Source organism: Sphingomonas sp. M6A6_1c, assembly GCF_053345135.1.
This window is the reverse complement of the sequence record NZ_JBKEZO010000005.1, coordinates 460,251-472,420: the sequence shown is the minus strand read 5'-3', so window position 1 is coordinate 472,420 and position 12,170 is coordinate 460,251. Positions and strand designations below refer to the sequence as shown.

The window sequence follows — 12,170 nt, the reverse complement described above, 5'->3', positions numbered from 1 at the left end:
TGCTTTACCGACCACACGACGCCTTGAAACGCCGTAGACCGGAGCCGCCGCCCACATGTCCCTTCATCTAACTAACAATGTCAAAGAGCCGACAAAAACACCGGCACAGCTCCCTTACCCCTTTTTCTCGGGGCGGTCAGCGCGCCAGGTCTGCTGTGACTGCCTCAGTGACCATGTAGGCCACCGCTGCGGTGACACCCATCTAGGCCGGCCACCCCGGCCCGTCAACACCAAATTGCACTTTTACGACATTTTCAGGGGAACCACGCCGCTGCGTGGCTTAGCGGGCCAATGGCAGGCATGTTCGGAGCCTGTCTCGTCCATACGCCGGGACAGTGGCGCCCTTCCCCGGCAGCGGGTAAGGTAAACCATGGAAACGAGGCGGATCCGGCGGGTGGTCATCTTGGGGGGCGGGACCGCCGGGTGGATGACGGCGGCGGCGCTGTCGCACAGCTTCGGGGCGGCCGTCACCGTTACCCTGCTCGAATCGGAGGAGATCGGCACCGTCGGGGTCGGTGAAGCGACGATCCCGACGATACACTGGTTCAATGCACTGATCGGGCTGGACGAGGCCGAGTTTCTGCGCGCGACCAAGGCGACGTTCAAACTCGGCATCGCGTTCGTCGACTGGGCGGCGCCGGGCCATCGCTATTTCCACCCCTTCGGTCAGTATGGCGCGGCGTTGCCCGGCGTCGCCTTCCATCATCGCTGGCTGAAGGCGGCGGCCGACGGGCTCGACCTGTCGCTCGGCGCCCTGTCGCTGGCGGAAAGGCTCGCCACCGAGAACCGGTTCGCCAGACCGAGTGGCGACGCGCGGTCGATCCTGTCGAGCCTCGGCTACGCCTATCATTTCGACGCCGGCCTCTACGCGGCCCATCTGCGTCGGGTGAGCGAGGCGCGCGGCGTGGTGCGCGTCGAGGGCCGGCTGGGCTCGGTCGAGCGTGACGCGGACACCGGCTTCGTCGGCGCATTGACCACGGCGCGGGGCGAGCGGCTGGAGGGGGACCTCTTCATCGATTGCTCGGGCTTTCGCGCGCTGCTGATCGACGGCGTCGTCGGCGAGCCTTTCGAGGACTGGTCGCATTGGCTGCCCTGCGACCGCGCCGTGGCCATACCCTGCGCGCGGGTCGCCACCACCACGCCGTATACGCGCTCGACCGCACGCGCGGCCGGCTGGCAATGGCGCATCCCGCTGCAGCATCGGACGGGGAACGGCTATGTCTATGCCAGCGCGCAGTGCAGCGACGACGCCGCGATCGCGACGTTGCTGGCCAATCTGGATGGCGAGGCCTTGGCCGAGCCGCGGCTGCTGCGCTTCACGGCGGGCATGCGGCGCCGGCCGTGGCGCGACAATGTCGTGGCGATCGGCCTGTCGTCGGGCTTTCTCGAACCGCTGGAATCGACGAGCATCCATCTGATCCAGAGCGGTATCGCCAAATTGCTGACGCTGTTCCCCGACCGCGATTGCGACCCGGCGCTGGCGGCGCGCTTCAACACGACCTTCGCGCGCGACATGGACGGGATCAAGGACTTCCTGATCCTCCATTATCACGCCACCGGCCGCGACGAGCCGCTGTGGCGACACTGCCAGACGATGCGCCTGCCCGATGGCCTGCATGAGCGGATCGGACAATATCGCAAGTCGGGGCGGCTCATCCTGGACGCCGACGAGTTGTTCCGTGAGGCGAGCTGGCTTGCGGTGCTCGATGGCCAGGGAATCAGGGCGCAGGGCTATAATCCGCTTGCCGATGCGATCGATCCGGCCGCCAATCGCGCGCAGGTCCAGCAGATCGCCGACGTCATCGCGCGGGCGGCGCCGACGCTGCCCACGCACGACGCGGTGCTGGCGCAGATGATCGGCACGCCGTCGTGACGCCGCCGGACATCGTCGCGCGCCGCATCGGCATGGAGGCGGAGCCGATCGCGATCATCGACGGCTTCCACCCCGATCCCGACGCGTTGCGCCGCCATGCCGCCACCGCCCCCTTCGAACCCGGCCGCCATCATTATCCCGGGCTGCGCGCCAGCCTGCCCGCCGATTATTTCGCCGCGGTGCGGCCGGCGCTGACCCGCGCGCTCGCCGGGGTGTTCGATCATGACGGCGCGCTGGCATTGCTCGATTCGAGCTATGCGCTGGTCACCACGCCGCCCGAGCGACTGACGCTGCCGCAGCGGCTGCCGCATGTCGACGCCGTCGAGCCCGGCCGGATCGCGCTAGTCCACTACCTCGACCCCGACGGCAGCGACGGTACGGCTTTCTATCGGCATCGCAGCACCGGGTTCGAGCGGCTCGATCGTGCGCGCGCGCCGATCTACTTCGGCCAGCTCGACGCCGAACTGCGCCATGGCGGCGTGCCGGCACCCGCCTATATCCACGGATCGACGCCGTTGTTCGAGCGGATCGCGCTGGTCGAGGCGCGCTACAATCGCGCCGTCCTCTATCGCAGCGCCTTGCTCCACAGCGGTGCGATCGCGCCCGATGCGGTGCTGAGCGACGATCCCACGCGCGGCCGGCTGACGATCACCGCGTTCCTGGCGCCGGGCTGACCCGCGGCGGCTGCACGGCGAGATAGACGGTGCTCCACAATTGCGCCGCGTTCGATTCGTCGACGTCCTGCTTGCCCGCACCGAACGGCACGACGGCATAGCGGCCGTCGGCAAAGGCCCAGGACCAGAGTTCCGAACTCTGCGTCGCGCGCGTCGCCTGGATCGCCCGCCACAGCCGCGCCTGCGCCCGGGTCAGCCGCGTCCGCGTCGCCGGCGGCAGGTCGGTCCGCGCCAATTGCCGTTCGAGGCCGGCGGCGAACAGCGCCTGCTGCCACGACCAGACCACCGCGCCATGATAAGCGGCGGGGGTGAAGCGCGCCTGCGTCGCGGCGTCGGCCTGCGCGGCGTTGGCGACGAGCAGGCCGATATCGGTCATCAACCCGGCCGGGAACGGCCGCATCGCGGCGTCGACATAGGTGTCGAGATCGGCGGCCGACGGGGTGGCGAACAGCAAGGCGAAGCCCTCGTCGGAATGGACGATCGGCACCGGCTTGCCGTCGGCGGCAAGAGCGATGGCGTGGAAGACGAGCGGCTTGCCGCCGAGGGATGCGAGCGCGGGTGCGGCGGGGATGCCGAGGCCCTGCGCATAGCCGCGGACCCGCGCCGCCGCGTCGGCAGCGGGGATCGTCACGCGGAACAGGTCCGGCACGCGCCGGCGCCAGACCTGCGCCGTGGCGCCTGCCGATGCGAGCATCGCGCGGTCGTCTCCCGCCAGATACGGGTCGAGCAGCCCGGCGGCGAGCAGCCGCGCCGCCGCATCGAGCGCGGCGGGCACGAACACCGCGTTGACGTCATAGGGATAGCGCCCCCTCCCCAGTCCCTCTTCGCTGTCGCGCCATTCGCCGGTCATCCGGCCCTGCTTCAGGCCGATCAACCGGCCGACGGCGGGCGTCGCGGCGAACGGCTGCGCGTGGGCGGCGACGAAGCGGAGGTTGCGGACCAAGGCGGCGCCGGCCGGTTCGGTCTTGCCGGGAATCCCCTCGTCGACCAGTCGCGCGGCGAGGAAGCGCCGTGCCGCGGCGCGGTCGCCGCTGTCGAGCAGGTAGCTCGCCGCCACGGGCGCGAGCATGTAATCGTCATCGATCATCGCATAATCGAGCACGGCGGCATCGCCGCTGCCGCCGTGCTGGCGGCGATCGACGACCGCGAACTCGCCGATCCCCTCTTCATGCGCGACATCGCCCGTCGGATCGAGCCGCGCCAGCACCGAAGCCAGCCCCGCCTCGATCGCGCGCGGTTGCAGGACCGGCATCAGCAGGCGCAGCGACATCAACGTGTCGCGGCCGAAATAGGTCTGGAAGCGCCACGAGCCGGCGAGGAACTTCTCGCGATAGCTGAGGAAGCGCAACGCGTTGCGCGCGATCGGATCGGCGGCGGCCTTGGCGTTGAGCAGTTCGGACGGCGCCAGCCCGGTCAGGGGCGTCTCGCCGCTGGACGCAGTGATCTCCAGGCGGATCGGTTGGCCGGACGTGGCGGTGATCGCGCCGTCGGCGATCCGGCCGGCGAGCACGCGGACCTGCAACAGATAGCCCGGCGCGCCGTCCAGCCGGGGGCGGCGCCAGGTCATCGTGTCGCCCGCGACGACCGGATCGACCGCCAATTCCTTGGGGAAGCGGCCGACCGACTGATAGTCGCGCAGGAAGCGGACGCTCGACAGCACCGCCTGTTTGATCCGCAGCCGCGGCGCGTCGATGCTGGCGACCGCGACGATCGCCGGCTGCGGCCCGGCGACACCGGGCGCCGAGGCGGCGCGCGGGGGCTGATCGAACCGCCATGTCGCGGGACGGGCGAGCGGTTCGAACCACAATCCGACGCCGCTGTTGCCCGCCGGGAAGGCGACGAGGATACGCGGATCGCTGCCGTTGCGCAGCAGCAGATGCGCCGCGACCGGGCCGTGGCGCAGGAAGGCGTTGAGGTTCTGCCCTTCGACGACCTGATAGGCGAGTTCGGGTGCGCTGCGTTGCTGCGCGCCCGCCCAGGTCGCGCCGCCGATCGCCGCGCCGGCGAGCAGCGCCAGTATCAGGGTCTTCATCTCACCACTCCTCGATGGGGCCGACGCCATCGTTCGCCCGCTTTCGTGTTCCCGCGTGGACTATCGTCCATGAGTGCGAGCTGGGTCGATCCACTTTGACGCCCACCCCGTCAAACCGAAGCCGTTCGAACCCTTGGCCAAACATCTTGTGAACCCCGGCGATGGCCGGGGCCCAGTCGGGAAGGCCGTTGTAAGTGATTACAAACCTTCACCCGACCGGGCCCCGGCCTCCGCCGGGGTACAGGCTTGGTGTGTCCCGGACCGACTTTGGCAGAGGTTGCCAGCCGGTTCGGGTCGACGGGTCCCTTGCGGCGACCGGTCGCACCCCGGTCAGAACCGGAACGTCACCGATCCGCCATAGGTGGGGCCGACGATGCCGCGGGCGTAGAAATAGCCGTCGGTGATCGCCTGCGTCTGGCCCTGGCGCGGATTGCCCTCGGTCAGGCCGACGACGTTGAAGATATTCTCCGCATTCACCGCCACCTGCAGCTTCTCGGTGACGTTGAGCGTCACCCCGGCGCTGGTCACGCCATACCCCGGCAGCGCCACGCCGTTGCCGGCATCGGCGAAGATCTTGCCGATATATTTGTAGCGGCCGAAGATCTCACCCAGACCGTTGGGCAGCCGGATCGCCGGCGTGACGGTCCAGAGCGAGGCCGGCGTACGTTCGGGACGGTTGCCCGCATAGCCCGCGTCGGTGACGCCATCGAGCTGGAGATTGACCAGCTTGGGGTCCTGGAACACGCCCTGGAAATCGACCGAGAACCAGCGGATCGGCCGCACCAGTACATCGACCTCGACACCCTTGGTGCGCAGATCGGCGTTGATGTTCTGTTGCTGCGTCGGGTTGGCCGGGTTGGCGAAATTGTAGTTCTGGTCGTCGAAATTGGTGCGGAACACCGTCACCGATCCGGTGAACAGGCTGGAATATTGGTAGCGCAGCCCCGCCTCGTAGAGCTTGATCGTCGTGATCGGGTCGATGTTGTTGGTCTGGAAGCCGTCGGCGTAGCGCGCGTAGATCGAGAAGTTCGGCGCGAACAGGTAATTGGCGCCGATCGTCCAGGCGATCTTCGACTGGCTGAGCTTGCCGTCCGCGCCGGTGCGGGTGGCGTTGGTCGGCGCATATTGGCCGTTGAAGGTCGAACCGACGTTGCGGATCACGCCGTCCTGGCTGGCCGGCACCGCCTGGTTGGTCGCCGCCGTCACGCCGTCGAAGGCGGTCGCCGTGTCGCGCTCCCAGCGGATGCCGCCGTCGATGCGCAGATGATCGCCGAGCGCGATCTCGTCGTTGGCGTAGAGCGAGACGGTCTCGTCCTTGCGCTCGCGGATGCCGTTGCCCCAATCGCCGTAGGAGACGAGGCCGCTGTCGGTCAGCGTGCCGATCACCGCATTGGCGCCGTTCAGCGCGACGATGTCGTAGATGTCGCTGTTGTTCTTGACGTCGTTGACGACGCTGGCGGTCGCGGACTGATCCTGGTTGCGCTTGACGTTGTAATACATGCCGCCGACGGTCAGCGAGTTCTTGATCGCACCGAACTGCGTTTCCCAGCGCGCGCCGATGTTGCTGCCGAAATCCTTACCGTGGACGGCATCGTGGTTGAGCGTCGTGCGCTGGAGGAAGCCGTTGCCGTTGAGCGCGTTGAGCGCCGCGGTCTGATCCGAGCCGAGCACCACGCCGGTGCGCAGGTTGCGGATGCCGAAGCGGGTGGTGGCGGGATAAGCGGCGAAGCCGGCGCGCAGCACGTCGATGATCGGCGAGCGTGCCGGATCGGGCGTCAGATAGTCGACCGCGCTGGCGAGGCCGGCGTTGCCCGTCCCCGATCCGGGGAACAGGCCGTTGAAATCATATTTGTAATCGATGTAGCGCGAACGGGCGAACAGGCTGACCGTCTCCGACACCGGCACGTCGATATCGAGGCGCGCCTGATTGTAGAGCGAGCGGATGCCGTCGCGATAGCGGAACGGCCGATAGCCGCTGGCATGCGCGAAGGTCGACACAGGCACGTCGATCGAGGTGAAGGCGTCGCCGCCGATATTGTCCTTCTGGATGTTGAAGCCGGGGATGCTCGACGGCTTGCCGTTCTCGAAGCGATAGGGCGCGTCCGCGTAGAAGGCGGTCTCGATATCGCCGCGGCGGCCGGACAGGCGGACCGAACCGCCGCCGGGCAGCCGGTATTCGAGCGCGCCCTTGATGCGATAGCCGGCATAATCATAGGGATTGCGGCGGACGCCGGGGCTGCTCTGCACATAGCCGCCGAAGTTGAACGCGAGATTCTCGGCGAGCGGCGCGGAATAATAGAAATCGGCGCGCTTCAGGCCGTAGTTGAAGCCGGTGAGCCGCACCGCGCCTTCGAACTGGTTGAAATTGGGGCGCTTGGAGATGAAGTTGATCGTCGCGCCGGCGCCGTTGACGGTCAGCACGCCCGACGAGCCGCCCTTCACCGCCTCGAGCCGGTCGATCGTCAGATCCTGCTGGAAGAAGAAGTCCGAGCCGCCGCCGCCGTAGAGGACCGGCATGCCGTCCTCCTCGATCTGGACGAAGCGCTGGCCACCGCCCTGCAGGCCGCGCACCGAATAATTGTTCGACGATTCGCCCGCGGTCGCCTCGACGAAGATGCCGGGGACCAGTTCGAGCATGTCGGCGGTCGAGCGCGGCGCGCGGCGGTCGATCGCCTCGCGCGTCGCATAAGTGATGTCGGCGGACGAGGTGATCAGCGGACGGTCGCGGGTCGTCTGGCCGGTGACGACGATATCCTGGAGATCGTCATTCCCCTCGGCCGAGCCGGTCGCGGCGGCGGGCGTGCCTGCCTGTGTGGTCGGCTGCGTGCTCCCCTGCGTGGTCGGCTGATCGCCCGGCACGGTCTGTGCCGCGGCGGCGAAAGGCAAGGTCGCGGCGCCTGCGAGCAGCAGGGCGCGAATCCCAACATGGTCGGTGCGCATCGTATCTCCCCAAAAACGTCTGCCGTTCTTTGACGGCTGCGCGAGTCGTTATACCTTTCGGGCATCCGGCAACAGCGGTCGGCGCGGATTCGGACCAGAATGGGTGGAGCCTGTGGCGCCGGGGACACAGCCGGGAACACAGGCCCGAACACAGGGGTGCGGTGCGCCGAAGCTTGCGCCGGTGCGGAAATTCGCTATAGGCCCCCGCTTCGCGATGCGTCCGGTTGTCGGTGGCGTCCAGCGACCGGCGTTGCGTCGGTTGCCCGGGCGGCCCGTCGGGCTCATCGGTTTTCCGTAAGCCGATTCCTAGAACAAGGTGCCGAAATGGCCGTCCCCAAGCGAAAGACCTCTCCCTCCAAGCGCGGCATGCGTCGCAGCCACGATTCGCTCAGCATCGAATCGTTCCAGGAGTGCCCGAACTGTGGCGAGCTCAAGCGTCCGCACAATCTGTGCACCGCTTGCGGCCACTATAACGGCCGCGAGATCGTCTCGGTCGAGGGCTGAGCCCCTCCCCTCCCATCCGGATAAGCGCTGAACATGCCCGACACTTCCTGGATCGCCGTCGATGCGATGGGCGGCGACGAAGGGCTAGCGGTCATGCTCGCCGGCGTGGCTGCCGCCCGCCGGCGATATGAAGGCATGCGCTTCTTCCTGGTGGGCGACGAGGCCAAGGTTGCGGAAGAGCTGAAGAGCCATCCCAACCTCAGCCAGCACAGCGAGATCGTCCACGCCCCCGAGACCGTCGGTTCGAGCGACAAGCCGAGCCAGGCGATCCGCCGCGCCAAGACGACCTCGATGGGTATCGCCATCGATCTGGTGAAGCAGGGCCGTGCCGGCGCCGCGGTGTCGTCGGGCAATACCGGCGCGCTGATGGCGATGGCCAAGGTCGCGCTGCGCACCCTGCCCGGCATCGACCGGCCGGCGCTCGCCGCGCCGTTGCCGACCTTGGGCGACAACGATGTCGTGATGCTCGATCTCGGTGCGAATACCGAGGTGGATGCGCGCAACCTCGTCCAGTTCGCGGTGATGGGCGCCGCTTATGCGCGGACGATCATGGACCTCGACAGCCCGCGCGTCGCGCTGCTCAATATCGGCAGCGAGGACCAGAAGGGCACCGACGAGATCCGCGACGCCGCCGCGGTGCTGAAAGGGCAGACGCATCTGCCGCTGACCTTCACCGGCTTCGTCGAGGGCAACCAGCTCGCGCGCGGCAATCACGACGTGATCGTCTGCGACGGCTTCGCCGGCAATATCGCGCTCAAGACCGCCGAGGGCACTGCGCGCTTCGTCGCCGACCTGCTCAAGCGCGCGTTCAGCTCGTCGGTCCGTTCGAAGGTCGGCTTCCTGATCTCGCGCCCGGCGACCGAATTGCTACGCGACCACCTCGATCCCAACAATCACAATGGCGCGGTCTTCCTCGGCCTCAACGGCATCGTCGTGAAAAGCCACGGCAGCGCCAACGAGCGCGGCGTCGCCACCGCGATCGGCAATGCCGCCAAGATGGTGCGCGCCGACCTGACCCGCCGCATCGCCGACGATCTCGGCAATTTCGAGAAGAAAGCCGCATGATCCGTTCGGTCGTCCTCGGCACCGGGTCGGCGCTGCCCGAGCGGCGCGTGTCCAACGCCGAACTGGAAGAGCAGCTCGACACCAGCGACGCCTGGATCGTCGAGCGCACCGGCATCCGCTTCCGCCACATTGCCGGTCCGCACGAGACGACCGCGACGCTCGCCGCCGACGCCTGCCGCGCCGCGCTCGATTCGGCCGGCATCGCCGCCGGCGAGATCGACCTGATCGTGCTGGCGACCGCCACCCCCGACCAGACCTTTCCGGCCACCGCCACCAAGGTGCAGGCGATGCTCGGCATCAACGATTGCGTCGCGTTCGATGTCGCCGCGGTCTGCTCCGGCTTCCTCTATGCGGTACAGGTCGCCGATTCGATGCTGCGCACCGGCGTGCATCGCCGCGCCCTGGTGATCGGCGCCGAGACGTTCAGCCGCATCCTCGACTGGGAGGATCGCACCACCGCGGTGCTGTTCGGCGACGGCGCCGGCGCGATCGTGCTCGAGGGCCAGGAAAGCGACGCCGACACCGGCCGGGGCATCCTCGCCACCAAGCTGCACGCCGACGGCCGCCACAACGACCTGCTCTATGTCGACGGCGGCCCGTCGACCACCGGCACCGTTGGCAAGCTGCGCATGAAGGGCCGCGAGGTGTTCCGCCACGCCGTCGTCAACCTCGCGGCGGTGCTGGAGGAGACATTGGTCATCGCCGGCCTGACCTCGGCCGATGTCGACTGGGTGGTGCCGCATCAGGCCAATGCCCGCATCCTCGATGCGACCAGCCGCAAGCTCGGCCTGTCCCCCGACAAGATCGTCGTCACCGTCGATCGCCACGCCAATACCTCGGCCGCCTCGGTACCGCTCGCATTGGACGTCGCGGTGCGCGACGGCCGCGTCCGCCAGGGCGAGATCGTCGTGCTCGAGGCGATGGGCGGCGGTTTCACCTGGGGCGCCGCCGTCGTCCGCTTCTGACAGCAATTCGTTCGTTTTTCCGGCCTTGCCGGGAACCTGACAACAAAGTCACTTTCGGACACGTCTGCTATCGTGTAACATTATACGCGGGCATCCTAGCAGATGGAGTGGGGCGAGCGTGTTGATGACTACTGTTGGAACACTGACGAGGGCGGACCTTTCGGAAGCCCTGCACCGTCAGATCGGATTGTCGCGAACCGAGTCGGCGAAGATCGTGGAACAGATTCTGACCGAAATGTGCGAGGCGCTCGCGCGGGGCGAGAACGTCAAGATTTCGGGCTTCGGCACCTTCGTCCTGCGTGACAAGGGCGAGCGGATCGGCCGCAATCCCAAGACCGGCGTCGAGGTGCCGATCGCGCCGCGGCGGGTGCTGACGTTCCGCGCCAGCCAGATGATGCGCGAACGCATCGTCACCTCCAGCTGAGCCGGATGGTCTCCGGCACGCCCAAGGCGAGCGGAGCGTTCAGGACGATCGGGGAAGTGTCGGAGGCCACAGGCCTCCCGCAGCATATCCTGCGCTATTGGGAAACCCGTTTCCCGCAGCTACGCCCAGTGACGCGTGCCGGAAACCGTCGTTATTACCGACCCGAAGACGTCGCCCTGGTGCGGCGCATCGATGCGTTGCTCAACGCGCAGGGCTATACCGTCCGCGGCGTCCAGCAATTGCTGACCCATCCCGCCCCGCCGGAGGCTCGCCCCGGCGATGGCCCGGACGATGGGGCGCCCACGATGCTTGCGGCGCTGCGCACGATCCGCGACGATCTTGGCTGCGCGCTGAAGCAGGACGACGATATCGCCTGACCGGCCGGCCGGCACGCCGGGAGCCGGGCTGCGATCCGGAAAGGACCGACCGACCATGGCCGTCGCCCATCGCCGCACCCGCCTGCTCGTCCTGGCGATGCTGTTGCTCGTCTATACGTTCAACTTCCTCGATCGGCAGATCCTCGGCATGCTCGCCGCACCGATCAAGGCGGAACTGCACCTCACCGACACGCAATTGGGCGCGCTCGGCGGCATCGCCTTCGCCTTGCTCTATTCGACGCTGGCGATCCCACTGGCGCTGGTCGCCGACCGGACCAGCCGCAGCTGGGTGATCACGATCAGCCTTGCGATATGGAGCCTGTTCACCGCCTTGTGCGGGCTCGCGAGCGGCTTCTGGCAGCTCTTCGCGTGCCGTCTCGGCGTCGGGGTGGGCGAGGCCGGGGGCGTCGCGCCATCCTATGCGATGATCGCGGATTCCTTTCCGCCGCGTCAGCGCGGCCGGGCGCTGGCGATCTATTCGCTGGGCATTCCGATCGGGATGGCGGCGGGGGCGTTGCTGGGCGGCGTGCTGGCGAGCGCGGTCGACTGGCGGCGGGCGTTCCTTGCGGTCGGCATCGCCGGGCTGATCCTCGCGCCGATCTTCCGCTGGCTGGTGACCGAGCCGGCACGCGGCCGGTTCGACCCGCACGTCACGATCGGTCCGGGCAGCGCGTCGACGCTGGCGGTGTTCGGGTTGCTCGCGGGCAAGCCGAGCTTCTGGCTGATGGCCTTCGCCGCCTCGTGCAGCTCGCTCGCCGGCTATGGCCTCGCCTTCTGGATGCCGTCGGTCCTGATCCGGTCGTTCGGCTTCACCTTGCTGACCGCCTCGCAATATCTCGCCGCGCTGCTGCTGATCGGCGGCACGATCGGGGTGTTCGCGGGCGGCTGGCTCGCCGACCGGCTCGGCCGCAGCGATCGCGGCGTCCATGCGCGGTTGCCGGCGATCGCCTGGCTGATCACCGCGCCGCTGTTCGCTGCCGGACTCAACAGCGCCTCGCCCACGCTCGCCTGGCTGCTGTTCCTGATCCCGCACGGGCTCAACATCCTGTGGCTCGCGCCGGTGACCAATGCCGTCCAGCATCTGGTGCCGCCACCGATGCGCGCCACCGCCGCGGCATGCTTCCTGTTCATCAACAATCTCATCGGCCTGGGGCTGGGATCGCTGGTGATGGGGCGATTGTCCGATGCGATGACCGCCGCCTATGGCAGCGACGCGCTGCGCCACGCGGCGCTGTCGGCGCTCGCCTTCTACCCGGTCGCGGCGTTGCTGATGCTGCTCGCGGTACGGCCGCTGCGCCGCGACTGGGTGGGCTGAC

10 protein-coding genes are annotated in these 12,170 nt (G+C 68.1%); 8 read left to right on the top strand and 2 right to left on the bottom strand.

The genetic code is table 11. The annotated features are described in order from the left end of the window. Positions 1–370 precede the first annotated feature (370 nt). A complete protein-coding gene (locus ACLBWH_RS13340; RefSeq protein WP_447799430.1) occupies positions 371–1,873 on the top strand; it encodes a tryptophan halogenase family protein in 1,503 nt (500 codons plus the stop codon). Beyond that, positions 1,870–2,547 carry a DUF6445 family protein gene (locus ACLBWH_RS13335; RefSeq protein ID WP_322851067.1) on the top strand — a complete coding sequence of 226 codons (678 nt, stop codon included), beginning with the start codon at positions 1,870–1,872 and terminating at the stop codon, positions 2,545–2,547. The genes ACLBWH_RS13340 and ACLBWH_RS13335 overlap by 4 nt, the downstream gene beginning before the upstream one ends. Here the strand turns inward: ACLBWH_RS13335 and ACLBWH_RS13330 are convergent. Together ACLBWH_RS13330 and ACLBWH_RS13325 are read right to left on the bottom strand one after the other, a co-directional pair. Beyond that, positions 2,522–4,579: a hypothetical protein gene (locus ACLBWH_RS13330; RefSeq protein WP_447799428.1), complete on the bottom strand. Its 2,058-nt coding sequence runs from the start codon at positions 4,577–4,579 to the stop codon at positions 2,522–2,524. The two genes, ACLBWH_RS13335 and ACLBWH_RS13330, sit on opposite strands and share 26 nt — an antisense overlap. Positions 4,580–4,909: 330 nt before the next feature. Then, positions 4,910–7,519 carry a TonB-dependent receptor domain-containing protein gene (locus ACLBWH_RS13325; protein WP_447799427.1) on the bottom strand — a complete coding sequence of 870 codons (2,610 nt, stop codon included), beginning with the start codon at positions 7,517–7,519 and terminating at the stop codon, positions 4,910–4,912. 324 nt (positions 7,520–7,843) lie between these two features. On the opposite strand from ACLBWH_RS13325, the gene rpmF reads away from it, so the two are divergent. The 6 genes from rpmF (at position 7,844) to ACLBWH_RS13295 (ending at position 12,169) form a co-directional block, all read left to right on the top strand. Next, positions 7,844–8,023, top strand: a complete 180-nt coding sequence (gene rpmF / locus ACLBWH_RS13320; RefSeq protein WP_037532429.1) for a 50S ribosomal protein L32 — start codon at positions 7,844–7,846, stop codon at positions 8,021–8,023. Positions 8,024–8,056: 33 nt separating this feature from the next. Further along, the gene (plsX, locus tag ACLBWH_RS13315; RefSeq protein ID WP_322851070.1) at positions 8,057–9,088 is read left to right on the top strand and encodes a phosphate acyltransferase PlsX; all 1,032 of its coding nucleotides are present in this window, start codon (positions 8,057–8,059) and stop codon (positions 9,086–9,088) included. Beyond that, the gene (locus tag ACLBWH_RS13310) at positions 9,085–10,053 is read left to right on the top strand and encodes a beta-ketoacyl-ACP synthase III (RefSeq protein WP_322851071.1); all 969 of its coding nucleotides are present in this window, start codon (positions 9,085–9,087) and stop codon (positions 10,051–10,053) included. The genes plsX and ACLBWH_RS13310 overlap by 4 nt, the downstream gene beginning before the upstream one ends. A 124-nt stretch (positions 10,054–10,177) precedes the next feature. Beyond that, positions 10,178–10,477, top strand: a complete 300-nt coding sequence (locus ACLBWH_RS13305) for an integration host factor subunit alpha (RefSeq protein WP_038665973.1) — start codon at positions 10,178–10,180, stop codon at positions 10,475–10,477. 5 nt (positions 10,478–10,482) lie between these two features. Next, positions 10,483–10,854 carry a MerR family transcriptional regulator gene (locus ACLBWH_RS13300; protein ID WP_447799424.1) on the top strand — a complete coding sequence of 124 codons (372 nt, stop codon included), beginning with the start codon at positions 10,483–10,485 and terminating at the stop codon, positions 10,852–10,854. 55 nt (positions 10,855–10,909) lie between these two features. Then, a complete protein-coding gene (locus ACLBWH_RS13295) occupies positions 10,910–12,169 on the top strand; it encodes a spinster family MFS transporter (RefSeq protein WP_447799423.1) in 1,260 nt (419 codons plus the stop codon). Position 12,170 lies beyond the last annotated feature (1 nt).